Consider the following 22,042-nt stretch of genomic DNA (forward strand, 5'->3'; position numbering starts at 1 on the left):
CCGTGACCTCGACCGTGACCTCGACCTCGACCTCGATCCGGCGCCGACTGCGGCGCTACCCGTGGATCAGCTCGGCGATCGCGGTGCTGTTCTGCCTGCTCTGGCTGTTCCCGGTCTACTGGATGGTCAACACGGCCTTCAAGCCGCAGTCCGAGATGCTCAGCTCCACCCCGCACTTCCTCCCCGAGTCGCCGACCCTGGACAACTTCGTCCGGGCGCTCACCCAGGGCGACTTCCTGCGCCACCTGCAGAACTCGGTCGTGGTGGTGGGCGCCGCGGTCGCCTTCGCGATGGTGCTCGGGCTGTTCGCGGCGGCGGCGCTGGCGCGGTTCCGCTTCCGGGGCCGGCGGGCGATCCTGGTCCTGCTCCTCGTCGTGCAGATGCTCCCGGCGACGGCGCTGCTCCTGCCGCAGTTCCTGCTCCTGAACGCGGTCGATCTGATCGGGACCTCCGCGGGTCTCGCCCTCGCCTACGTGGCGGGCGTGCTGCCGTTCTCGATCTGGGTGATGCGCGGGTTCTTCCTCGCGCTCCCCGTCGAGCTCGACGAGGCGGCGCGCCTGGACGGCGCCTCGACCTGGCAGCTGCTCACCCGCGTCCTCTTCCCGCTGGTGATGCCCGGGATCGTCTCGAGCAGCGTCTTCGCCTTCATCGCCGGCTGGAACGACTACATCGTCGCCTACACGTTCCTGAAGGATCAGGCCCGCTACACGCTCCCGGTCTGGCTCGCGTCCTTCAGCACCGCGTCGGGCGGGCAGGTGGGGACGGACTACGGCGGGCAGATGGCCGGGGCCGTGCTCTTCTCGCTCCCGGTGGTCGTGTTCTTCCTGATCATCCAGCGTAATCTCGTGTCCGGGATGTCGGCCGGCGCCGTCAAGGGCTGAGCCGGTCACGGGCTGAGATGAAGGACCATGGGCCAGCTGCGCGTCACCGAGAAGGCACTGCCGTCGCACAACCGCCGGCACAACCGCTCGCTCGTCCTCCAGCGCCTCTTCCACGACGGTGAGATGAGCAGGGCGGATCTCGCCCGGATCAGCGGGCTCACCGCGGTCACGATCTCCGATCTGGTCGGCGAGCTGCACTCGGAGGGGCTGCTGCTCGACCTCGGCCCCCGCGTCGACGCCCGGGTGGGCAAGCCCGCGCTGGTGATCGCCTTCGACCACGGGGCGCGGAGCATCGTCGGACTCGACCTCTCGGCGGAGGCCGAGTGCACCGGAGCCCTGGTCAGCCTGCGCGGCGAGATCCGGGAGCACCGCCGGCTCGCCCGCGACGGCGCGTCCGGGGCGGACGCGGTCGAGCTCGCCCTCGGCCTCGCGGCCGAGCTGATCGCCTCGTCCCAGGCGCCGGTCCTCGGGATCGGGATCGGATCACCGGGGGTCGTCGACCACGGCGGCGTCGTGCGCGAGGCCCCCAATCTCGGCTGGCTGGGTCTCGATCTGCGGCGCGTCTTCGCCGAGCGGTTCGGCCTGCCCGTGCACGTCGCGAACGACGCCAACACGGCCGCCCTGGCCGTGCACACCTTCCACCGCGGCGGCGGAGCGAACCTGCTGCTCGTGCTGCTCGGCGACGGCGTCGGGGCCGGACTGATCATCGGCGGTTCCCTCGTCGAGGGCGATCAGTTCACCGGCGGCGAGATCGGCCACGTCGTCATCGACGAGGACGGCGAGCACTGCTCGTGCGGGCGGCGGGGCTGCCTCGAGTCCGCGGTGTCCGTCGCGCACCTCGGCCCGCGGCTCGCGGCGGCCTCGGCTCCCGAGCAGGAGCGGCTGCTGCGCCGGGCCGGCCGCTCGCTCGGGATCGCGCTGGCGCCGATCGTCGCCGTGCTCGGGATCGACGCGGTCGTCCTCGCCGGTCCGGAGCGCTTCGTCGAGGGGGTCCTGCTCGAGGAGGCGCGCGCGACCATCGCCCGCCGCACCCTGCCCGCCGTCACCCGCGAGCTGCGGATGGAGTCCCGAACGGACCCGGGCGAGCTCGTCCTGCAGGGCGCCGCGGCGCTCGTGCTCAGTCACGAGCTCGGCATCTCCTAGCCGCCGGCCCTCCGGTCCTCGGCCGTCGTCGCACCGGGCGCCGAGGACGACGACCTCCTCCGATTCCTCAGAAGTCGTCGTACTCGAGCGCCGAGTACGACGACTTCCGGAGAGTGGCGGGGTGTCGGCCGGTGCGCGCGCGGGTCAGTCGCGGGCGCGGCGGGTCTGCTTCGCGTTCGCGCGCTGCAGGGCGTCGACGAGCTCGGCCTTCGTCATGCGCGAGCGGCCGGAGACGTCGAGGCGCTTCGCGAGATCGAGCAGATGCGCCTTGGTGGCGTTCGCGTCGACTCCGCCGGCCGTGTCGCCGTCGCCGTCGGGGCCGCGCTGGGCGGCGCGGTCGTCGGAGGGGCCGCTCTCGGCCTTGCGCTCCCAGTGGTCGCCGACCTTCTCGTACTCGTGCTTCAGCGCGGCGAACGCCGTGCGATGAGCGCGCTCACCCTCGCCGTAGCTGTCGACGGCCGAGTCGTGCGCGGCCGACCACAGCTTCTGCGCGTGCTCGTCCGACCGCTCGATCGTCGACGGGATCTCCTCTTTCGCGGGCATGCTGCCTCCCTCTCGTCGCTCCGACGCTACCCCCGCCGTCCCCCTCCGCGAGATGCCACTTGTGCACGCGTTTCACGGCGTGTCGCGTACTCAAGTGGCATCTCGCGGGAGGAAGCAAGGGGGTCAGCCGAGGAGGCGGTCCTGGACGAAGGCGCTGGCGAAGCGGTCGGTGGGGTCCCAGGCGGAGCGGAGGGTGCGCCACTCGTCGAGGTGCGGGTAGAGCGGGGCGATGTCGGCGGCGGTCGCGAGGAAGTGCTTGCCCCAGTGCGGGCGGGCGCCGAGCGGGAGCAGCGCGCCCTCGACGGCGGGCAGCACGGCGTCGACGCCGGCGCGGTCCTTCTTGAAGGTGAAGTGGATGCCGACGCTGTCGCGACCGGACGCGGGGGAGAGCCACTGGTCGTCGCCGGCCATGGTGCGCAGCTCGGTGATCAGCAGGACCTCGTCGATCCGCTCGCCGATCGCGCGCAGGGCGACGAGGGCCTCGCGGATGTTCTCGCGCGGCACCATGTACTCGCTCTGGATCTCGTCGCCGGCGCTCGGCTCGCGGTCGAGGCGGAAGTGCGGCAGGCGCTCCGACCAGGGTCCGACGGAGCCGCCGAACGGGTTGAGGTTCGAGTCGACGCCCTCGGAGACGGCGAACAGCGAGGCGGAGGCGGCGACCGCACCGAGGTGGGTCGCGTCGACGTCGGCGACCGAGCCCTGCTCGACCTTGGTCTTCAGCCAGAGCTGCTCCACGGTGGGGCTCGACCAGTGCGTCATCAGGCTCACGCTGTAGGCGGAGGAGGTGATCGCGTCGAAGTCGTCGAGCACGCGGTCCCAGGGCAGGTCGACGAAGGCGTCCTGGCGGACGTCGAAGGTCGGCTGGATGTCGAGGGTCACCCGGGTGACGACGCCGAAGGCGCCGAGGCCGACGACGACGCCCTCGAAGCCGGGCTCGCCGCGGCGGATCGTGCGCAGCGAGCCGTCGGCCGTGACCAGCTCGAGCGCCGAGACGGCGGAGGAGAGGTTGGCGTTGCGGTCCCCCGAGCCGTGGGTGCCGGTCGAGATCGCGCCGGCCACCGAGATGTGCGGGAGCGAGCCCATGTTGTGCAGGGCGTAGCCGTTGCTGTGCAGGTGCGAGGCGACGATGCCGTAGCGGGTGGCGCCGCCGACGGTGACGGTGCTCGCGTCGGCGTCGATCACCGGGTCGGGGGCGATGCGGCCGAGGTGCAGCAGCGCCCCCGGGGTGTCGGGGAGGGCGTTGAAGGAGTGGCGGGTGCCGAGCGCGCGGACCCGCTCGTTCCCGCGGACGAGGGTCTGCACCTCGTCGATCGACTCCGGCTCGAGGATGTCGGCGGCGCGGTACTCGTAGGTGCCCGCCCAGTTGCTCCGTTGCGTCATGGCTCCATTCTGCCGGGCCCGCCGCCGGTTTGTTGCCGTCTCCAACGAATTGGCGGCGAGCGCTCGGCGGCGAGCCTGCAGCGGCGCTCAGTACTCGATGCGTCCGTGGCGGTCGTGGAACTCGCCGGTCGGGCCGTCCGGGCCGAGCAGGGCGAGCGCGACGGTCGCGTCGGTGCCCTCGGTGACGGTCTGGTGTCCGCCGTGGCCGTTGAAGTCGGTCGCGGTGTAGCCGGGGTCGCTCGCGTTGATCCGGAACTCGGGCAGGTTCTTCGCGTACTGCACGGTCAGGGTGATCACCGCGGCCTTCGAGGCGGCGTAGGGGATCGCGGGCACGCCGAACTCGTCGCGGCCGGGCGTGACCAGGGCGCGCGGCCAGCCGACTCCGGAGGAGACGTTGACGACGACGGGCGCGGCCGAGCGGCGCAGCAGCGGCAGTGCGGCCTGGGTCACGCGGACGATGCCGACGACGTTCGTCTCGAGGACGCTCGCCATCGCCTCCGCCGAGAGATCGTCGACGCCGAAGGAGGTGCCGAGGATCCCGGCGTTGTTGACCAGGACGTCGAGGGCGGGGAGCGAGGCGAGGGCGGCATCGACGCTCGCCTGGTCGGTCACGTCGAGCTGGACGACCTGCGCGCCGAGCGCCCGGGCGGCGTCGCCGTTGGCGGGGTCGCGCATCCCGGCGTGCACGGTGTGGCCGGCCTCGATCAGGCGGCGGGCGGTCTCGAGGCCGAGGCTCTTGTTGGCCCCGGTGATCAGTGTCGTTGTCATGGCTCCATGCTCCGCCCCGCCCGGTCTCTCCGCCCAGGCCCCGGTCGACGGGAGGACCAGCAGTACCAGGACCGCTCCGCCCCCGCGGGGGATCATGGGGGCATGAGCGAATTCGCGGACGTCCTCCGCTCCTGGCGCGAGCGCGTGACGCCCGCCGAGGTGGGGCTGCCGGCCGGCCCGAGCCGCCGGACGGCGGGGCTGCGCCGCGAGGAGCTCGCCGCGCTGGCGGGCGTGAGCGTCGACTACATCGTGCGGCTCGAGCAGGGCCGGGCCGTGCATCCCTCGGCGCAGCTGCTCGGCGCGCTGGCCTGCGCGCTGCGGGTGACGGAGGCGGAGCGCGACCACCTCTACCGGGTCGCGGGCGTCGCGCCGCCGACCGCGACGCAGGTGCCGCAGCACATCACTCCGGGCGTGCAGCGGATCGTCGACCGCTGCGGCGACGTGCCGCTGGCCGTCTTCAGTGCGGCGCACGACATCCTGCTCTGGAACCCGCTCTGGGCGGCGCTGAACGGCGACCCCTCACGGCACACGGGCCTGGACCGCAACCTGGTCTGGCGCTACTTCACCCAGGGGCACGAGGGCACCGAGTTCGACGACCAGCACGCCGAGGACTTCGCGAACGACCTGGCGGCGGATCTGCGCGCGGCGGTGGGCCGCTACCCCGACGACGCGGCGCTCGCGCACCTGGTGGCGCGGCTGCGCGCGACCTCGCCGGACTTCGAGCGGCGCTGGGCCGTCGCCCGGGTCGCCGAGCACCGCTCCAGCCGGAAGACCGTGACCTCGACGCCGGTCGGGCCGATCACCATCGACTGCGACGTGCTCGCGGTGCCGGGTGGCGATCTGCGGATCGTGATCTACACGGCGACGCCCGGCTCGACCGATCAGACGCGGCTCGACCTGCTCCGGGTCACGGGGCTGCAGGAGCTCGTGGCGCACTGACCGCGTCGGCCGATCGGTCGGCGGGCGCGCTCGCGCCGAGCCGGTGCCGGCGCTCGATCGCCTGGCCCGCGTAGCCCGCGGCGACGATCAGCGCGGCGCCGACCGCTCCGAGCGGGCCGATCGCCTCGCCCGCGACGACGACGCCGACGAGCAGCGCCCAGACCGGCTCGGTGCCCATCAGGATGCTGGCGCGCGCCGCCGAGGTGCGCCGGACCGCCCAGAGCTGGACCACGAAGGCGAAGACGGAGCAGAGCAGCCCGAGGAAGAGGACGCCGGCCCAGCCGCCGACGTCCAGCGCCCGGGCGGCGGCGGGAAGGTCCGGCCCGGCGAGCAGCGAGAAGACGGCGGCGCAGACGACCAGCTGCACCAGGACCACGCCGAGCGAGCCCTCCGTGCGCCCGCGGACGAGCCGCGCGCTGGCCGTGACGTGCACGGCGCGCACCACGGCCGCCGCGAGCACGAGCGCGTCGCCCCAGGTCGGGGTGCGCAGACCGCCGTCGGAGACGAGCAGGGCCACCCCGACGACGGCCGCGACGGCGGTGATGAAGAAGGAGCGCGGCAGCCAGGAGCGCGATGCGAGGCCCTCGAGTGCGGGGGTGAGCACCAGGGCGAGGCTGATCAGCAGGCCCGCGTTGGTCGCCGAGGTGAGGTGGACGCCCCAGGTCTCGAGTCCGATGATCGCGGCCTGCGAGGCGCCGAGGAGGGCGGCGACGGCGAGCCCGCGACCGCGGGGGAGGCGCTCGCGACGGGCGAGGCAGAGCAGGGCGAGCGCGGCGGCGGCGGTGAGGAAGCGCAGCGCGACGGTGGAGGGGACGCCGATGTCGGCGGCGACGTCCTTCGCGGCGACGAAGCTCGCCCCCCAGACGGCGGCGACGGCGAGCAGCAGCAGGTCGACGGCGAGATCGGGGCGGGAGCGGAGGGGCACGGGGACAGCGTCGCAGTCCGGAAGCGGAAGAGCGATCGGCTGTTCCTTCACCGACGATGAAGCGATTGCTTCCCGGTTAGGCTCGCGCCCATGGATCCCGCCCGCCTCCGCCTGCTCCGCGAGCTCGGCGACCGCGGGAGCGTGGCCGCCGTCGCCGCGGCGCTGGGGGTGAGCCCCTCCGCGGTCTCCCAGCAGCTCGCTTCGTTGCAGGCCGGCGTCCCGGTGCCGCTCACGGTGAAGGAGGGGCGGCGGCTCGTGCTCACCGAGGCCGGCGAGGCGCTCGCGGTCGCGGGGACGCGGGTGGCGGAGGCGCTCGCCGAGGCGGAGGACACCATCGGCTCGTTCCTCCGGCACGACGATCGCGCGGTGCGGGTGTCGGCGTTCCACAGTGCGGGGCTCGCGTTCTTCGGCCCGCTGCTCGCGGAGCTCGCCGACGGCCCGCGGGTGGCGCTCGCCGATGCGGACGTCGCGCAGAGCCGCTTCGCCGGGCTGACCGCCGACCACGACCTCGTCGTCGCGCACCGGCTGCCGCAGGATCCGGAGTGGCCGCAGGCCCGGCTGGTCGTCACCCCGCTCCTCGTCGAGCCGCTCGACATCGCGCTGCCGGCCGCGCATCCGCTCGCCGCGCAGCCGAGCATCCGGCCCGAGCAGCTCGCCGACGAGCAGTGGGTCTCGACGCACGAGGGCTTCCCGCTCACGGGCGTGCTCGAGCACCTCGGCGCGCTGATCGGCCGCGCCCCGCGGGTCGCGCACCGGATCAACGAGTTCTCCGTCGCCGCGCAAGTCGTCCGCTCCGGCGCCGCGATCGCGATCCTGCCCCGGATCACCGCGGCTCCGCTCGCCGTCGACGGCATGGTCCTCCGCCCGCTCGAGGGCGCCGGCCTCGTCCGCCACGTCGACGTCCTCGCCCGCCCGGACGCGCTGGCCCGCACCGCGGTCCGCACCGTGCTGGCGGCGCTGCGCGGCGTCGCCGCGGACGCGGCCGGCTGAGCACGGGTCTGCTCGATCAGCAGAGAGGCGCTCGAACGGTAGGCAGCGCTCGAGCGCTGCAGAACATCAGCTGAGAAGGGGAGGCCTCCGCTGTCAGGGGAGGGACCCTGCTCTCAGCTGATGTTGTGCGCAACCCAGCCGGTCGAGGAGTCCCGCAGGGGCGTGACGCGCCCGCCGTCACCACAGAGTGGGTCTGCAGGCCGCAGGTCTGCCGACGGTGGATCTCGATACGCCCGCTGAGCGGGCTACTCGATCAACATGGACGCCCAGCCTTCCGCGCGGGCGACTCGGTCGGCAGGAACGGGCAGCCGTTTCATGCTGGTCGAGTAGCCCCGCAGGGGCGTATCGAGACCCGGCGTTGTCAGCGCGGTGGTCTGCAGGTTGCTCGTCCGGAGCCGGCGGATCTCGATGCGCCCGCTGCGCGGGCTGCTCGATCAGCAGGAAGGGGCCGCCCGCCGCGCACGCTGCGCGATCGGTTGGAACAGGCATGCCATTGCATGCGGGTCGAGTAGCCCCGGAGGGGCGTATCGAGACCCGACGTCAGCATGATCGGCTGCCCTCCCCTGCTGGTCGAGGAGCCCCGGAGGGGCGTATCGAGACCCGGCGTCGTCAGCGGGGTGGTCTGCAGGCTGCTCGTCTGGAGCTTGGGGATCTCGATACGCCCGCTGCGCGGGCTACTCGATCAGCAGGAGAGAGAGGGCGGCTCTCCTCTCGAGGAGACTCCACGGAAGGTGGAGGAGCCGCCGGTGAACGGCGTCGAAGACTCCACGATGCGTGGAGGGGGCGGCCGGGATGCGAGGCTGGAAACCTGACTGCAACACGGTTTGTCCGTGCATCGGGGAGTCGGGGCCGTCGCGGCGCGGAAATCCTCCGTGCGACGACGCGGCGGAGTGCCCGGCTGCGGTCGACTGGTTCAGCGCCGCCCCCTCGGCGCGTGCCTTCCCCTGGGTCCGCCCCATCGGGTCCGCCCCACCCACCCCCCAGCCCTCGACGTCCCTTGGAGCCCGCATGCCCCGCACCGCCCCGTCCCGGTCCCGCCTCCGCTCCGTGCTCGGCGCCCTCGCCGTCGCCGTCGTGGCCGGCACCACGCTCGCCGCCTGCTCCAACGGCTCCGACGCCGCCGAGTCCGGCGACGCCGGCTCGTTCGGCGAGGCCACGATGCAGCTCTCCTGGGTCCCCCACGTCGAGTTCGCGGGCGAGTACCTCGCCGACGCGAACGGCTACTTCGCCGACGCGGGCTTCGACTCCGTCACCCTCACCCCCGGCGGCACCGGCGCGACCGGCGCCGAGACCGCCATCGCGAGCGGCTCCGCCTTCGCCGGCGTCTCCTCGCCGCTGATCACCGGCCCCGCGATCTCCGAGGGCGCCGAGATGAAGATCGTCGGCGCGACCTACCAGAAGAACCCCTTCGCGATCGTCTCGCTGACCGACGCTCCGATCGAGACCCCCGAGGACATGGTCGGCAAGACCATCGGCGTCAGCGACAGCAACGACCTCGTCTGGCGCGCGTTCCTCGCCGCGAACGAGATCGACGAGGACGACGTCACCCGCGTGCCGCTCACCGACTCCACCCTGCTCACCACCGGCCAGGTCGACGGCTACATCGGCTACGCGACCGCCGGCGCCAACACGCTCAACCAGCGCGGCTTCTCGGCGCAGCAGTTCCTGCTCGCCGACACCGGACTGCCGATGGTCGGCGAGACCATCGTCGTGGCGCAGGAGAGCATCGACGACGACCGCGAGAAGGTCAAGGCGCTGCTCTACGCGGTCGCCCGCGGCTGGCAGGACGCCGTCGCCGACCCGGACGCGACCGCCGCGACCGTCGTCGCCGACTACGCCGCCGACCAGAACTACAAGGTGGAGGAGCAGGCGCAGGTCATGGTCACCCAGACCGAGCTGATCAGCACCCCCGACACCGACGCCAACGGCCTGCTCACCATCACGCCGCAGCTGCAGGACGAGTCGGTCGCCTCGCTCGCCCTCACCGGCATCGAGCTCGACGCCGACGAGCTCTTCGACACCACGCTGATCGACGAGGTCTACGAGGAGCACCCGGAGCTGCTCGAGGGCTGACCCTCGACCTGGCCGGGCCCTGCGGAGGGCCCGGCCACGACCACCACGGACCGCGCGGAGAGGACGAGCAGTTGACCGAGCAAGCGACCACCATCCAGGACGAGGGCATCCGCCTGTCGGGCCTGAGCAAGCGCTTCGACCTGGGCAGCCGCTCGGTGCAGGCCCTCGCCGAGGTCGACCTCGTCACTCCGCGCGGCTCCTTCCTCTCGCTGCTCGGCCCCTCCGGCTGCGGCAAGTCGACGATCCTGCGGATGCTGGCCGGGCTGGAGAAGCCCACTACCGGCTCCGTCTCGATCCACGGCACGCCCGTGCTCGGCACCAAGCGCTCGGCAGAGCTCGGCATCGCGTTCCAGGACTCGGCGCTGCTGCCCTGGCGCTCGGTCCGCTCGAACGTCCGGCTGCCGCTGGAGCTGACCCGGCAGGCGGCGAAGCGCGACAGCATCCCGGACCTGCTCGACCTCGTCGGGCTGACCGGGTTCGAGGACGCCTACCCCTCGCAGCTCTCCGGCGGAATGCGCCAGCGCGCCTCGATCGCCCGCGCGCTGGTCGTCCAGCCCGATCTGCTGCTGCTCGACGAGCCGTTCGGCGCCCTGGACGACATGACCCGGCAGCGGCTCAACCTGGAGCTGCAGCGGATCTGGACCGCGCGCCCCGCGACCACGCTGATGGTCACCCACGGCATCGCCGAGGCGATCCTGCTCTCGGACACCGTCGCCGTGATGTCGCCGCGGCCCGGCCGGATCGTCGAGGTGATCGACATCGACCTGCCGCGCCCGCGCACCGTCGAGATGCTGCGCAGCCCCGAGTTCCATGCGATCGAGGACCGCATCACCGACATCCTGTTCTCCCAGCACGGGGTCGCGATGGAGGACGAGGCGTGACGCCCTGGATCCGCACCAACTGGCGCGTCTTCGCCGGGCTCGCCGTCTTCGTGGCGGTCTGGTGGATCCTCGCCGACACCGTCTACCGCGAGAGCCGCGCCGTGCCGAGCCCCGGCGCGATCATCGCCGCGTTCGTCCGCGACGGGCCGCTCTTCTACCTCCGCAACGTCGGCGACACCGTGCTCGCCGCCGGCCAGGGCTACCTCTGGGGCAACCTCGCGGCGCTGGCGCTGGCCGCCGTCGCGCTGCTGCTCCCGTGGACCCACCGCGTGATCGAGCAGATCGGCGTGATCAGCCACTGCCTGCCGCTGACCGCGGTCGGCCCGGTGATCCTGGTGATCTTCGGCGGCCGCACCACCTCGATCTTCCTCGCGGCGCTGCTCGTCTTCTTCACCACGCTGATCGGCGCGCTGCTCGGCGTCCGCTCGGCCCCGCGCACCGCGCTCGACCTCGTCTCGGCCTACCGCGGCGGCCGCTGGGCGAAGATCGTCAAGGTGCAGGCCATCGCGGCCGTGCCCGCGACGATCACCGCGCTGCAGGTCGGCGTGCCGGCGGCCATCCTCGGCGCCGTGCTCGGCGAGTACCTCGGCGGAGTGACCACCGGCCTCGGCGTCGCTCTCGCGGTCGCGCAGCGGCAGATGGACGTCGAGCGAGCCTGGGCCTTCGCCGTCACCAGCGGACTGGTCACGATCATCGGCTACGCGCTGATCGCCGCGCTCGGCCGCTGGCTGATGCCGCTGGTCGTCGGCCGCCCGCGCGCCGCCCGCCGCCGCGCTCGCGTCGAGGTCGCCCGCAGCACGGGAGGCGTCGTATGAGCACCGCCACCCGCACCCCGTCCTCCTCCCCGTTCTCTTCCTCGCGCGCCGCCCGCCGGCCGAGCGACCTCACCGGCCGGATGGTGCTCCGCATCGTCCGCGGCGAGCTCGTGCCGCTCGCCGTCGCGGCGGTCCTCGCGCTCGCATTCTGGTACGCCTTCCTCGCGATCACCGACATCTCGCCGCTGCTCGGCAAGACGCCGACCGACGTCGCCGAGTACCTCTTCGTCGAGGCCGACGCCGCGGAGAACCGCGCGATCGTCTTCGGCAACCTCGGCGTGACGGCCGTCGACGCGCTCGTCGGCTACGTCGCGGGCCTGCTGGTCGCCCTGGCGATCGCGGTGCTGTTCGTGCTGATCCGCTCGCTCGAGGCGACGGTGATGCCGATCGCGATGCTGCTGAAGTCGATGCCGCTGATCGTGGTGACGCCGCTGGTGACCCTGGCGATCGGCAACGGGATCGGCGCCGTCGCCACCGTCGGCGCGATCGCGGTGTTCTTCCCGGCGCTGGTCACGGTCGGCTTCGGCCTCCGCTCGCTCTCGCGCGAGTCCTTCGAGCTGGTCTCGGTCTACGGCGGCTCGCCGCTGGACGTGCTGCTCAAGGTGGCGCTGCCGACCGCGGTGCCGGCGATCTTCGCGGCCGCCAAGGTCGCGGTGCCCTCCGCGCTGAGCGGCGCGATGCTGGCCGAGTGGCTGGCGACGGGGCAGGGGCTCGGCGGCGCGGTGCAACGCGCCTCCGCCGGGTTCCGCTACGACGAGCTGTGGGCGTCGCTCGCGGTGATCACGGCGCTGGGAGTCGTCGCCTACGCGGTCGTCGCGATCGGCGAGAGACTGGCAGCCGTCCGCTTCGGCGGACAGAACTGAGGACGGACATGAGCACCACCACGAGCATCACCGGCGCCGTCTGGGACGGCACCCGCGCCCTCGGCACGGCGACCCTGACCTGGAGCGGCGACGCGATCGCCTCCGTCGAGACGGCCGACGGCCCGAGTGGCGAGCGCGGATCGGGGGAGTTCTCGATCATCCCCGGCCTCGTCGACACCCACGTGCATCTCGGCGCCTACTCCGGCGCGGGCACGGCCGACTTCGCCTCCTGGCCGCTGGTCACCCCGCGCGAGGAGCGCGTCTTCCACATCGCGAACAACGCGCGGAAGGCCGCGCGGGCGGGCGTGACCACGCTGCGCGACCTCGGCGCCGACGAGCTGCAGATGACCGTGGCGCGGATGTTCGAGCAGGGCATCGCGGAGGGTCCGCGGATCGTCACGCACGGCGCGGTCGGCATGACCGCCGGCCACGGCGACCTCTTCGTGCCGCCGCACTACCCGCACCGCGACCGCGTCGCCGACAGCCCCGACGAGTGCCGCCGCCTGGTGCGCACCTGGGCGCGGGCCGGCGCGGACGGCATCAAGATCTACACCAGCGGCGGGGTGCTCTCGATGGGCGACAAGGTCGGCTGGCGGAACCAGACCGACGAGGAGATCGCCGCGACCATCGACGAGGCGCACGCGCTCGGGATGCCCGTCGCGGCGCACACCCACTCGGAGGTCGGCCTCGACCGGGCCCTCGCGCTCGGCGTCGATTCGATCGAGCACGGCACCGCGATCGGCCCGCAGCACTGGGCCACGCTCGTCGAGCGGAACCTGCCCGTCGCGCCGACCCTCTTCATCAACGACGTGATCGCGGCCGGTCGGGCGCCGTCGTCGCCGGAGGCGTCGCTCAAGGCGCAGGACGTGGTCGCCGTGCGCGACGCGGGCTTCCTCGCCGCGGGCCAGGCGGGCGTGCGCTTCGTGCTCGGCACCGACGCGAACGGCGTCTACGTGGACTGGGGCGAGCAGCTCGACGAGGTGCGGCGGATGCGCGAGTCGTTCGGCTGGAGCTCCGAGCGGGCGCTCGTCGCGGCGACCTCGGACGCCGCGGCGGTCGTCGGACTCGGCGCGAAGGTCGGCCGTCTCGCTCCGGGCTTCGGCGCGGACTTCGTCGTGCTGCGCGGCCGCCCGTGGGAGAGCATCGACGACCTGCGCGCCGAGAGCATCGTCGCCGTCGTCTCGCGCGGCCGCGTCGTCTCGGGGGAGCTGCCGCGATGACCGCCACCGCGACCCGCCGCTTCGTGACCGCGGAGGCGCTCGGCGCTCCCCGTGGCGCGTACAGCCACGCCGTCGAGGCGCACGGCGTCGTCTACGGCTCGGCGATCGGGCCGTTCGCGCCCGGCGACGGCTCGGTGCCGGAGGGGACGGTCCCGGAGGGGATCACCGCGCAGACCACCGCGGCCCTCGACAACATCGAGCGGCTGCTCGCCACGGAATTCGGTCTGGGCCTCGGCGACGTGGTGCGGGTCACGATGATCCTCAGCGACTTCGAGCGCGACTTCGCCGCCGCGTCCGAGGTCTACGGAGCGCGGTTCGCCGTCGATCCGCCGGCCCGCACCGTGATCGGCGCGGTGCTGCCGGGGCCGCTCGTGGCGCTGGACTTCATCGCGGCGCGCCCCTGATCCTGCTCTCCGCTCCCGACCGCACGCACCACCGCACGCCCCGACGAAAGGCTCCCGTGACCTCCGACTCCTTCCTCCTCGGTCTGCCCAAGGTCGAGCTGCACGTGCACCTGGAGGGGACTCTCGAGCCCGAGCTGCGCGCGCTGCTCGCCGAGCGCAACGGCCTGCCCGTGCCCGAGGCGCTCGCCTACGACTTCGACTCGCTCGCCTCGTTCCTCGCTGTCTACTACCCGGCGATGGACGTGCTGCGCGAGGAGCAGGACTTCTACGACCTCGCGACGGCGTACTTCCGCCGGGCCGCGGCGGACGGCGTGGTCCGGGTCGAGGCGTTCTTCGATCCGCAGGCGCACACCTCGCGCGGCGTGCCGTTCGAGGCGGTGATCGGCGGCTACCACCGCGCCGCGCAGGACGCCGCGCAGCTGGGCGTGGACGCCGCGCTGATCCTCTGCTTCCTCCGCGACCTCTCGGCCGAGAGCGCGGCGGAGACGCTCGAGCGCGCGCTGCCGTTCGCCGACCGGCTGGTCGGCGTGGGCCTGGACTCGGACGAGCGCGGCAACCCGCCGGCGAAGTTCCGCGAGGTGTTCGCGCGGGCCCGCGAGGCGGGACTGCGCCTGACGATGCACTGCGACGTCGACCAGCCCAACGGCGTCGAGCACCTGCGCCAGGTGCTCGAGGAGATCGGCGTGGACCGGATCGATCACGGCACGAACGTCGTCGAGGCGCCCGAGCTGATCGACGTCCTGGTCGAGCGCGGCCTCGCGCTGACCTGCTGCCCGCTCTCCAACTCCTTCGTCTCGAGCGACTCGAAGGCGCCCGAGATGCGCGCGCTGCTCGAGCGCGGCGTGCGGGTGACGGTCAACTCCGACGACCCGGCCTACTTCGGCGGCTACATCGCCGACAACTACGCGGCGCTCGCCGACGCGGGCTTCACCCGCGACGAGCTGGTGCAGCTGGCGCGCAACTCGGTGCTGGGGTCCTGGGCGTCCGACGCGTCGAAGGCGGAGCTGCTCGCCCGGATCGACGCGTACGCGGGCTGACCCGCGGGTCCGGGCTGCGCGAGCGGACGCGAACCGGGGTCCGACCGGGCCGTGGCGCCTCGTTCGGGTCCGGTCGCGCGCTCGCAGCTCTTCGAGTGGACGCGTGCCGGGGCCTGACCCGGTCGCAGCGCCCCGTTCGCGTCCGGTCGCGTGCTCGCAGCCCTTCGAGCGGACGCCTCTTGGGGTCTGCAGCGATGGCGGAGCCCGTTCCGGGTCCGGTCGCGCGCACCGGACGCGCCGGGCTCCGCCCGCTCAGTGCTGGTGCTCGTCCTCCCAGCGGGGGAACGGGTCGGCGAGGGTGCGCCAGAGGTCCGGGCCGGCGAGGAGCTCGCGGGGTGTGAGCAGGCAGCCGTGCAGGACCCGGGTCAGCGCGTCGACGTCGAGGTCGCGGCCGAGGAAGACGATCTCCTGGCCGACGGGCGCGTCGGTGCTCCAGCTCCGGATCGCCGTGGGGTCCAGGCTCAGGACGTCGCCGGCGATGGACCAGCTCGCGACCCGATCCGCCCGGCTGGCGAGCCGCACCAGACCGCGGGAGCGGAGGATCCGGCCGACCCGGTGCGCGACGAAGTCGGTGGCGACCGCCGTGTTCAGGCGGCCGGGGTGGAACGGCAGGGGGTCGCGGAAGACGAACGTGGTCACCGACCCCGCGTCGGCCGGGATTCCGCGGAGGGCCCGCTGCCAGCCGAGGTCCGAGGCGAGGCGGTGCGCGCGCTGCGGGGTGAGGACGGCGCGGCGCTGCCGGTAGCGGTCGAGGTCGCGCTCGGTGAGGATCTCCGCTCCGGGCGAGAGCGCCCGCAGCAGGTCGACGGCGGGCGAGACTCCCGCGCCGTCGCCGTCGGTCAGGACGATCAGGCCGGCGAACTCGAGGCGCGCCGCGAGCCGCTCGGCGCGGTCCCACTGCGGCGGCTCCTGCTCCGGCCCCTGCTCTGCGGCCCCGCCGAGCAGCACCCGGGTCACCTCGTCGATCGAGGTGACGGCGACGACGTCGAGGACGCCGATCCGGGTGTCGCCGGGGTGCCGCCGGACGCAGAGGTGCTCGAGGACGAGGGCGACCTCCAACGGGTCGGCGACCGGGTCGAGCGAGATCGCGGTGATGCCGCTCTCGCCGTCGTCGGCCTGGCGGGCCAGCTCGGCGGCCAGCTCCGCCGCGAACTCCGCGCTGTCCGAGTCCGGGAGGTCGACGGCGAAGCTCTCGACGGACGTGACTCCGCCGGACAGCTGCCGCGCGATCCGGGCGCTGTCGGCGGCGTCGGTCGCGCTCACCAGCGTGACGGCGAGGACGGGTGGTCGGGGCAGTGAGCGCGGAGTGTGCATGGCGAGCTACTCTAAACGATAATCGTTATCAACTAGAAGGAGCACTCGTGAAGGTCCGCAACTCGCTGAAGTCCATGAAGTCGATGCCGGGGTCGCAGGTGGTGCGCCGCCGCGGCCGGGTCTTCGTCATCAACAAGCTCAACCCGCGGTTCAAGGCGCGCCAGGGCTGAGGGCCGGGCGCCGGGCGCCGACCGCGGTCAGCCCTCGAGGGCGTGCCGGACGGCGTCGTCGACGATGTGGCTGACGTGGGTGTCGGCGACGGAGTAGTGCGCCTCGCGCCCGATCCGCTCGACGGCGACCAGGCCGGCCGCCCGGAGAGTGCGCAGGTGCTGCGAGACCAGGGGCTGCGAGAGCCCGGTGGTCTCGGCGAGGTGCCCGACGGTCGACCGCTCACTCGCCAGCGCGCGGAGCAGGCGCAGCCGTGAGGAGGAGGAGAGCACCTTGAAGAGCTCGGCGGCGGGTTCGAGATCCTCGGTCATCGGCGCCTCCAGGTCATCTGCTCATCCAAGCAGACGTGCATGGATCGCGCGTCCTGCCGGTCGAGCAGCACTGCAGGGGCGTCCTCCATGTTGGTCGAGTAGCCCCGCCAGGGGCGTATCGAGACCCACCGTCCCCAAGCGGGCGGTCTGCAGACTCGACTTCTGACGCTGGCGGATCTCGATACGCCCGCTGCGCGGGCTACTCGATCAGCATGGAGAGCATGTCGGTCGAGTAGCCCCCGGGGGCGTATCGAGACCCGCCGTCCCCGAACCCGGCTCAGTGGGCGAGGGCGCCCTCGCCCCGCAGGCGCCCGTCGGCCAGCGAGACGACGCGGTCGGCGAGCGCGATCACGGCCGGGTCGTGCGAGACGCAGACGACGGCGACGCCGCGCTCCGCCTCGGCGCGCAGGATCTCGCGGATGCGCTCGGCGCTCGCCGCATCGAGTCCGGTCGTGGGTTCGTCCAGGAGGAGCAGGTCGGCGCCGCGCGCCAGCCCCTGCGCGAGCAGCGTCCGCTGGCGCTGCCCGCCGGACAGCACGGCGAACGGCTCGGCCGCGAGTGCGGAGATCTCGAGCCGCTCCATCGCCGCGGCGACCACCGCGCGCAGGTCCGCGCCGACCCGGCGCCAGCGACCGGTGCGCCCCCAGGCGCCGACCGTCACGACGTCGCGGACGGTGACGGGGAGGCGGTCCGAGACGGCGGTGCGCTGCGGGACGAAGGCGATCGCGGACGAGGCCGTGCGCACTCCCCGGGAGGGCTGCCGGGTGCCGGCGATCACCTCCAGCAGGGTCGACTTGCCCGCGCCGTTCGGCCCCGCGACGACGGTGAGCGTGCCCGGCGGCACGTCGAGATCGACGCGGTCCAGCGCGGTCCGCTCGCCGAAGTCGACGCCGATCCCGCGGAGGCCGACGCGGGCGGGGGACTGCTGGCTGCTGGACACGACCCCGAGCGTACCAGTTTGATAATCGTTCTCATTATCCGTTACGGTCGGGCACCATGCCAGCCCTCCTCTCCGGGATCCTCGAGCCGTTCGCGCTCGACTTCCTCCAGCGCGCCCTCGTCGGCGGCGCCCTCGTCGCCGTCCTCTGCGGCGTCGTCGGAACCTGGGTCGTGATCCGCGGCATGGCGTTCCTCGGAGAGGCGCTCGCCCACGGGATGCTCCCCGGCGTCGCGCTGGCGACCGTGCTCGGCGCGCCCGTGCTGGTCGGCGGGGCGGCGAGCGCCGTCGCGATGAGTCTCGGCATCGCGGCGCTGCAGCGTCGGGGCCGCCTGTCGTACGACACCAGCATCGGCATGCTCTTCGTCTCGATGCTCGCGCTCGGCGTGATCATCATCAGCCACTCCGGCAGCTTCGCGACCGACGCGACCTCGATCCTGTTCGGCGACATCCTCGCCATCGCCCCGGTCGATCTCGTGCTGCTGGCCGTCGCTGCCGGAGTCGGGCTCGCGGTGGCGGCGGTGTTCCACCGCTCGCTGGTGGCGCTCGCGCTCGACCCGCGGATCGCCGCCGTCCTCGGGCTCGGCCCGCGCTCGGCCCAGGCCGCGCTGGTCGGGCTGGTGACCCTCGCGGTCGTCGCCTCGTACCAGGCCGTCGGCTCGCTCCTCGTCGTCGGGCTGCTCCTCGCACCCGCGGTCGCCGCGGGCCACTGGACGACGCGGATCCCGACCCGGATGGCGCTCGCCGCCGTGCTCGGCGTGCTCTCCGTGCTCGTCGGACTGCTCGTCTCCTGGTACGCGGCGACCGCCGCGGGCGCCTCCGTCGCCGCCACCGCCCTCGCCGTCTCCGGACTGTCCTGGGCGCTGCGGGCGGCGACCGTGTCGCGCCGTCCGCGCCGGGTCGCCGTCCCCGCCTGATCCTCGTCTCCACTCCGAAAGGACCCCGTGCTCTCCCGCTCCACCCGCTCCCTCCGCATCGCCCCGGCGCTCCTCCTGGGCGCCCTCGCCCTCGCGGCCTGCTCCGCCGACCCCGCCGCCCCGCCGGTGGACGACGCGACCGGCGAGGGCCACGGTGCGATCTCGGGAGCCGCGGAGCTCGCCGAGCCCGCCCTCGGCCTCACCTGGATCGACCCGGCCGGCGCCGTCTCGCACCTCGACCTCCTCGACGAGAGCGTCGCCGAGCTCGGCACGATCGGCGCCCCGTCCGCGATGACGACCGACGGCCGCTACCTCTTCGTGCAGACCGCCGTCGGCGTCGAGATCGTCGACAGCGGCGTCTGGACCTGGGACCACGTCGACCACTTCCACTACTACCGTGCCGAGCCGGCGCTGCTCGGCACCGTCACGGGTGAGGGGGAGGCGGTCGTCGCCACCACGAACCTGTCGACCTCCGGCGGCACCGGGCTGTTCTTCCCGGAGTCGGGCGAGGCGGTGCTCCTCGACACCGAGGCGCTGTCGAAGGGCGAGGTCCGCGAGTCGTTCCGCCTGGACGGCGAGCCGCGGCCCGGGATGGTCGTCCCGGTCGGCTCGTTCGCGCTCGTCACCGAGGACGCGGGGGAGTCGGCGTCGGTCGTCGGGCACACGGCAGGCGGCGAGCGGACCGGCCTCGTCGAGGCGTGCCCGCAGCCCGCGGGGACGATCACCACCCGCGTCGGCGCGGTCATCGGCTGCGCGGACGGCGCGCTGCTCGCCACCGTCGACGGCGAGGAGCTGACCGTCGAGCACATCCCCTACCCCGAAGGCGCGACCGCGCCCGCCGCGACCGTCTTCGCGAACCGCGAGGGCCGGCCGACCGTCGCCGGGCTCGCCGGGAGCGAGGGGATCTGGCTGCTCGACACCCGCGCCCGCTCGTGGTCGCTGCTCCCCGCGCCCGCGCCGCTGGCGCAGGTGACCGCCGTCGACGACGAGGACGACCACGTGCTCGCGCTGGGGCAGGACGGCCGCGTGCTCGTGCTCGACGGCGCGGACGGCGCGGTGCTCGCCCAGACCGAGCCCCTCGCGGCCGAGTCGCTCGCCGTGGACCTCGCCCCGACGCTCGTCGCCGACCAGCAGCGCGCCTACCTCAGCGCGCCCGCCGAGCGGCGCCTGCACGAGATCGACTACGCCGACGACGCCCGCCTCGCGCGCAGCTTCGAGACGGCGACCGAGCCGGCGTTCACCGCCGAGACGGGACGCTGAGCATGCGACGCCGACGCCGACGACTCCGCACGCCGCTCGCCGCGGCCGCCGTCGCGCTGCTCGCGCTCACCGGCTGCTCGGCCGGCGCCGACGACCGCCCGGTGGTGATCGTCTCCACCAACATCCTCGGCGACGTCGTCGAGCGCCTCGTCGGCGAGGAGGCCGAGGTGGTGACGCTGATGAAGCCGAACGCCGACCCGCACTCCTTCGAGATCTCCGCGCAGGAGGCGGCGCGACTGCGCTCGGCCGACCTGGTCGTCTCCAACGGCCTGGGCCTGGAGGAGGGGCTGCAGCAGCACCTCGACGCCGCGGCCGCCGAGGACGTGCCGGCCTTCGTCGCCGGCGACGCGATCGACGTGCTCGACTACTCCGACGGCGACGCCGAGGGCAGCCCCGACTCGCACTTCTGGACCGACCCGGCGCGGATGATCGCCGTCGTCGACGCGCTCGCGCCGGTGCTGGCCGAGCTCGACGGCGCGGACCCCGAGGCCCTCGAGCGCAGCGCCGCCGCGTACCGCGCCGAGCTCGAGGCGCTCGACGCCGAGATGACGGCCGCCTTCGCCGCGATCCCGGAGGAGCGCCGCGCCCTCGTCACCAACCACCACGTCTTCGGCTACCTCGCCGACCGCTTCGACTTCGACGTCGTCGGAGCGGTGATCCCCGGCGGCACCACCCTCGCGGCGCCGTCCGCCTCCGACCTCGCCGACCTCGTCGAGGCGGTCGAGGAGACCGGTGTCCCCACGATCTTCGCGGAGTCCTCGTCTCCCGACCGCCTGGTCCAGGCGCTCGCGAGCGAGGCCGACATCCGCGTCGAGGTGGTCGAGCTGTTCACGGAGTCCCTCACGGGACCCGAGGGCGGCGCACCCGACTACCTCAGCATGATGCGCGTGAACACGCAGCGCATCGCCACCGGGCTCTCACCGTGAGCGCCCACGACCAGCACCAGGAGAACCACATCCCCATGCGAACCAGCCCCTTCCGCCGAGCGCCGCTCCGGCGAGCGCCCCTCCGCCGAGCCGGCCTCGGCCTCCTCGCCCTCGGCACGATCGCGACCCTCGCGGCCTGCTCCTCGAGCAGCGCGCCCGCGGCCGATCCGACCGCCGTCACCGCACCTGACGCGGCCGGCACCCGGCTCGCCGTCGCCTACGAGGGCGGCATCCTCGTCCTCGACGGCGAGACTCTCGAGACCGTGGCCGACCTGGACTCCGAGGAGTTCACCCGCCTGAACCCGGCGGGCGACGGCCGGCACGTCATGGTCACCATGAGCGAGGGCTTCCAGCTCCTCGACACCGCCGCCGGCACCGACGGCGAGCCCGAGCTCACCGACGTCGTCTTCGCCGCCGACACCCCCGGGCACGTCGTCCGCCACGGCGGCAAGACGATCCTCTACGCCGACGGGACCAGCGACACGACGGTCATCGAGACCGCGGACCTGGCCGACGCCGAGGGCGTGCCCGAGGTCGAGACCATCCCGGGCGTCCAGGCGCACCACGGGGTGTCGATCGTCCTCGAGGACGGCACCTTCCTCACCACGGTCGGCACCGCCGACGGCCGCACCGGCATCGAGGTGCGCGACGCGTCCGGCGCCGTGGTCGCCACGAACGACCAGTGCCCCGGCGTGCACGGCGAGGGCGCGGCCGAGAACGAGGTCGTGGTCTTCGGCTGCGAGAACGGCGCCCTCGTCTACGACGGCGGCGAGATCACCAAGCTCGAGGCGCCCGACCAGCCGTACGGCCGGATGGGCAACGCCTGGGTCAGCGAGACCAGCCCGATCGTCGTCGGCGACTACAAGGACGACCAGGACGCCGAGGGCTACCTCCTGCACCGCCTCGCGCTGATCGACACCGAGGCGAAGACCCTCGACGTCGTCGACCTGCCCGAGGGTGTCGAGTACACCTTCCGCGGCGTCGCGCGCGGCCCGGGCGACCTCGCCTACCTGATCGGCTCCGACGGAGCGGTCCACGTGATCGAGCCGGAGACCGGGGAGATCACCGACTCGTACCCCGTCGTCGACGCCTGGGAGAGCCCCGTCGAGTGGCAGGACCCGCACCCCGCCATCACGGTCGCCGGTGACATCGCCTACGTCACCGACCCGGCCGCCAAGAGCGTCCACGCGCTCGACCTGACCACCGGGAAGGTGCTGTCCAGCGCCGAGCTGGAGGTCACGCCGAACGAGATCGCGCTCGCCGCGAGCTGACGCACGGGACGACGGAAGGGCGCGGGGCTGCTGGCCCCGCGCCCTTCTCCGTGTCCGGTGCGGTTTCCGAGGGTGA

At 73.5% G+C, this 22,042-nt stretch carries 23 protein-coding genes; 16 read left to right on the top strand and 7 right to left on the bottom strand.

Annotation, left to right across the window (positions count from 1 at the left end; genetic code table 11):
- Positions 1-2: 2 nt before the first annotated feature.
- Together EDF22_RS18965 and EDF22_RS18970 are read left to right on the top strand one after the other, a co-directional pair.
- Entirely contained in the window at positions 3-881 is an 879-nt protein-coding gene (locus EDF22_RS18965; RefSeq protein ID WP_221180976.1) for a carbohydrate ABC transporter permease, read from the top strand.
- A 27-nt stretch (positions 882-908) separates the two neighbouring features.
- Positions 909-2,024 (top strand): ROK family transcriptional regulator, encoded by a 1,116-nt coding sequence (locus tag EDF22_RS18970; RefSeq protein ID WP_123706381.1) that lies wholly within the window; start codon positions 909-911, stop codon positions 2,022-2,024.
- Positions 2,025-2,168: 144 nt separating this feature from the next.
- Here the strand turns inward: EDF22_RS18970 and EDF22_RS18975 are convergent, their stop codons facing one another.
- The 3 genes from EDF22_RS18975 to EDF22_RS18985 all read right to left on the bottom strand — a co-directional run bounded on the left by EDF22_RS18975 (position 2,169) and on the right by EDF22_RS18985 (position 4,715).
- Positions 2,169-2,567 carry a ChaB family protein gene (locus EDF22_RS18975; RefSeq protein WP_123706382.1) on the bottom strand — a complete coding sequence of 133 codons (399 nt, stop codon included), beginning with the start codon at positions 2,565-2,567 and terminating at the stop codon, positions 2,169-2,171.
- 123 nt (positions 2,568-2,690) lie between these two features.
- Entirely contained in the window at positions 2,691-3,947 is a 1,257-nt protein-coding gene (locus EDF22_RS18980) for a D-arabinono-1,4-lactone oxidase (RefSeq protein WP_123706383.1), read from the bottom strand.
- Positions 3,948-4,034: 87 nt separating this feature from the next.
- The gene (locus EDF22_RS18985; RefSeq protein ID WP_123706384.1) at positions 4,035-4,715 is read right to left on the bottom strand and encodes an SDR family NAD(P)-dependent oxidoreductase; all 681 of its coding nucleotides are present in this window, start codon (positions 4,713-4,715) and stop codon (positions 4,035-4,037) included.
- 102 nt (positions 4,716-4,817) lie between these two features.
- Here EDF22_RS18985 and EDF22_RS18990 point away from each other — a divergent pair, with 102 nt between their 5' ends.
- A complete protein-coding gene (locus EDF22_RS18990; RefSeq protein ID WP_123706385.1) occupies positions 4,818-5,654 on the top strand; it encodes a helix-turn-helix transcriptional regulator in 837 nt (278 codons plus the stop codon).
- On the opposite strand, the gene EDF22_RS18995 is transcribed toward EDF22_RS18990, so the two are convergent.
- Positions 5,623-6,579 carry a DMT family transporter gene (locus EDF22_RS18995; protein ID WP_123706386.1) on the bottom strand — a complete coding sequence of 319 codons (957 nt, stop codon included), beginning with the start codon at positions 6,577-6,579 and terminating at the stop codon, positions 5,623-5,625. The genes EDF22_RS18990 and EDF22_RS18995 overlap by 32 nt on opposite strands.
- Before the next feature lie 90 nt (positions 6,580-6,669).
- On the opposite strand from EDF22_RS18995, the gene EDF22_RS19000 reads away from it, so the two are divergent.
- The 8 genes from EDF22_RS19000 to add all read left to right on the top strand — a co-directional run bounded on the left by EDF22_RS19000 (position 6,670) and on the right by add (position 14,862).
- Positions 6,670-7,569 (top strand): LysR family transcriptional regulator, encoded by a 900-nt coding sequence (locus tag EDF22_RS19000; protein WP_123706387.1) that lies wholly within the window; start codon positions 6,670-6,672, stop codon positions 7,567-7,569.
- Positions 7,570-8,577: 1,008 nt separating this feature from the next.
- A complete protein-coding gene (locus EDF22_RS19010; RefSeq protein WP_123736423.1) occupies positions 8,578-9,642 on the top strand; it encodes an ABC transporter substrate-binding protein in 1,065 nt (354 codons plus the stop codon).
- Positions 9,643-9,713: 71 nt separating this feature from the next.
- Positions 9,714-10,523: an ABC transporter ATP-binding protein gene (locus EDF22_RS19015; RefSeq protein WP_123446992.1), complete on the top strand. Its 810-nt coding sequence runs from the start codon at positions 9,714-9,716 to the stop codon at positions 10,521-10,523.
- The gene (locus tag EDF22_RS19020) at positions 10,520-11,338 is read left to right on the top strand and encodes an ABC transporter permease (RefSeq protein WP_123446991.1); all 819 of its coding nucleotides are present in this window, start codon (positions 10,520-10,522) and stop codon (positions 11,336-11,338) included. The genes EDF22_RS19015 and EDF22_RS19020 overlap by 4 nt, the downstream gene beginning before the upstream one ends.
- A complete protein-coding gene (locus EDF22_RS19025) occupies positions 11,335-12,201 on the top strand; it encodes an ABC transporter permease (protein ID WP_123706390.1) in 867 nt (288 codons plus the stop codon). Before EDF22_RS19020 ends, EDF22_RS19025 begins: the two co-directional genes overlap by 4 nt.
- An 8-nt stretch (positions 12,202-12,209) precedes the next feature.
- The gene (locus EDF22_RS19030) at positions 12,210-13,421 is read left to right on the top strand and encodes an amidohydrolase family protein (RefSeq protein WP_123706391.1); all 1,212 of its coding nucleotides are present in this window, start codon (positions 12,210-12,212) and stop codon (positions 13,419-13,421) included.
- Positions 13,418-13,825: a RidA family protein gene (locus tag EDF22_RS19035; protein ID WP_123706392.1), complete on the top strand. Its 408-nt coding sequence runs from the start codon at positions 13,418-13,420 to the stop codon at positions 13,823-13,825. Before EDF22_RS19030 ends, EDF22_RS19035 begins: the two co-directional genes overlap by 4 nt.
- 56 nt (positions 13,826-13,881) lie before the next feature.
- Entirely contained in the window at positions 13,882-14,862 is a 981-nt protein-coding gene (add, locus tag EDF22_RS19040) for an adenosine deaminase (protein WP_123706393.1), read from the top strand.
- A gap of 252 nt (positions 14,863-15,114) precedes the next feature.
- Here the strand turns inward: add and EDF22_RS19045 are convergent, their stop codons facing one another.
- Entirely contained in the window at positions 15,115-16,176 is a 1,062-nt protein-coding gene (locus EDF22_RS19045; protein ID WP_123706394.1) for a GTP-binding protein, read from the bottom strand.
- Between the two features lie 47 nt (positions 16,177-16,223).
- Between EDF22_RS19045 and ykgO the strand changes: the two genes are divergently transcribed.
- Positions 16,224-16,346, top strand: coding sequence for a type B 50S ribosomal protein L36 (gene ykgO / locus EDF22_RS19050; protein WP_123446985.1), 123 nt, complete (start codon positions 16,224-16,226; stop codon positions 16,344-16,346).
- Positions 16,347-16,373: 27 nt separating this feature from the next.
- Here the strand turns inward: ykgO and EDF22_RS19055 are convergent, their stop codons facing one another.
- Both EDF22_RS19055 and aztA read right to left on the bottom strand, forming a co-directional pair.
- Positions 16,374-16,655 (bottom strand): helix-turn-helix transcriptional regulator, encoded by a 282-nt coding sequence (locus tag EDF22_RS19055; RefSeq protein WP_123446984.1) that lies wholly within the window; start codon positions 16,653-16,655, stop codon positions 16,374-16,376.
- A 277-nt stretch (positions 16,656-16,932) separates the two neighbouring features.
- Positions 16,933-17,595: a zinc ABC transporter ATP-binding protein AztA gene (aztA, locus tag EDF22_RS19060; RefSeq protein WP_123706395.1), complete on the bottom strand. Its 663-nt coding sequence runs from the start codon at positions 17,593-17,595 to the stop codon at positions 16,933-16,935.
- Between the two features lie 56 nt (positions 17,596-17,651).
- Here aztA and aztB point away from each other — a divergent pair, with 56 nt between their 5' ends.
- Genes aztB through aztD form a run of 4 tightly spaced genes read left to right on the top strand, consistent with a single transcriptional unit; the run spans position 17,652 to position 21,966 of the window.
- Positions 17,652-18,509, top strand: a complete 858-nt coding sequence (gene aztB, locus EDF22_RS19065) for a zinc ABC transporter permease AztB (RefSeq protein WP_123706396.1) — start codon at positions 17,652-17,654, stop codon at positions 18,507-18,509.
- Positions 18,510-18,536: 27 nt separating this feature from the next.
- Positions 18,537-19,769 (top strand): ABC transporter, encoded by a 1,233-nt coding sequence (locus EDF22_RS19070; RefSeq protein WP_123706397.1) that lies wholly within the window; start codon positions 18,537-18,539, stop codon positions 19,767-19,769.
- A 2-nt stretch (positions 19,770-19,771) separates the two neighbouring features.
- On the top strand, positions 19,772-20,695 hold the full coding sequence (aztC, locus tag EDF22_RS19075; protein WP_123706398.1) for a zinc ABC transporter substrate-binding protein AztC: 924 nt from the start codon (positions 19,772-19,774) through the stop codon (positions 20,693-20,695).
- Positions 20,696-20,730: 35 nt separating this feature from the next.
- Entirely contained in the window at positions 20,731-21,966 is a 1,236-nt protein-coding gene (gene aztD, locus EDF22_RS19080) for a zinc metallochaperone AztD (protein WP_185039135.1), read from the top strand.
- Positions 21,967-22,042: the final 76 nt, after the last annotated feature.

It is taken from the genome of Rathayibacter sp. PhB127 (assembly GCF_003751665.1).
GTDB classification, from domain to species: domain Bacteria; phylum Actinomycetota; class Actinomycetes; order Actinomycetales; family Microbacteriaceae; genus Rathayibacter; species Rathayibacter festucae.

Excerpts from the sequence above, each read along its gene's own strand:
- EDF22_RS18970 (WP_123706381.1), top strand. The coding sequence starts at position 909 with ATGGGCCAGCTGCGCGTCACCGAGAAGGCACTGCCGTCGCACAACCGC.
- EDF22_RS18975 (WP_123706382.1), bottom strand. The coding sequence starts at position 2,567 with ATGCCCGCGAAAGAGGAGATCCCGTCGACGATCGAGCGGTCGGACGAG.
- EDF22_RS18980 (WP_123706383.1), bottom strand. The coding sequence starts at position 3,947 with ATGACGCAACGGAGCAACTGGGCGGGCACCTACGAGTACCGCGCCGCC.
- EDF22_RS18985 (WP_123706384.1), bottom strand. The coding sequence starts at position 4,715 with ATGACAACGACACTGATCACCGGGGCCAACAAGAGCCTCGGCCTCGAG.
- EDF22_RS18990 (WP_123706385.1), top strand. The coding sequence starts at position 4,818 with ATGAGCGAATTCGCGGACGTCCTCCGCTCCTGGCGCGAGCGCGTGACG.
- EDF22_RS19000 (WP_123706387.1), top strand. The coding sequence starts at position 6,670 with ATGGATCCCGCCCGCCTCCGCCTGCTCCGCGAGCTCGGCGACCGCGGG.
- EDF22_RS19010 (WP_123736423.1), top strand. The coding sequence starts at position 8,578 with ATGCCCCGCACCGCCCCGTCCCGGTCCCGCCTCCGCTCCGTGCTCGGC.
- EDF22_RS19025 (WP_123706390.1), top strand. The coding sequence starts at position 11,335 with ATGAGCACCGCCACCCGCACCCCGTCCTCCTCCCCGTTCTCTTCCTCG.
- EDF22_RS19030 (WP_123706391.1), top strand. The coding sequence starts at position 12,210 with ATGAGCACCACCACGAGCATCACCGGCGCCGTCTGGGACGGCACCCGC.
- EDF22_RS19035 (WP_123706392.1), top strand. The coding sequence starts at position 13,418 with ATGACCGCCACCGCGACCCGCCGCTTCGTGACCGCGGAGGCGCTCGGC.
- EDF22_RS19045 (WP_123706394.1), bottom strand. The coding sequence starts at position 16,176 with ATGCACACTCCGCGCTCACTGCCCCGACCACCCGTCCTCGCCGTCACG.
- EDF22_RS19055 (WP_123446984.1), bottom strand. The coding sequence starts at position 16,655 with ATGACCGAGGATCTCGAACCCGCCGCCGAGCTCTTCAAGGTGCTCTCC.
- aztB (WP_123706396.1), top strand. The coding sequence starts at position 17,652 with ATGCCAGCCCTCCTCTCCGGGATCCTCGAGCCGTTCGCGCTCGACTTC.
- aztC (WP_123706398.1), top strand. The coding sequence starts at position 19,772 with ATGCGACGCCGACGCCGACGACTCCGCACGCCGCTCGCCGCGGCCGCC.
- aztD (WP_185039135.1), top strand. The coding sequence starts at position 20,731 with ATGCGAACCAGCCCCTTCCGCCGAGCGCCGCTCCGGCGAGCGCCCCTC.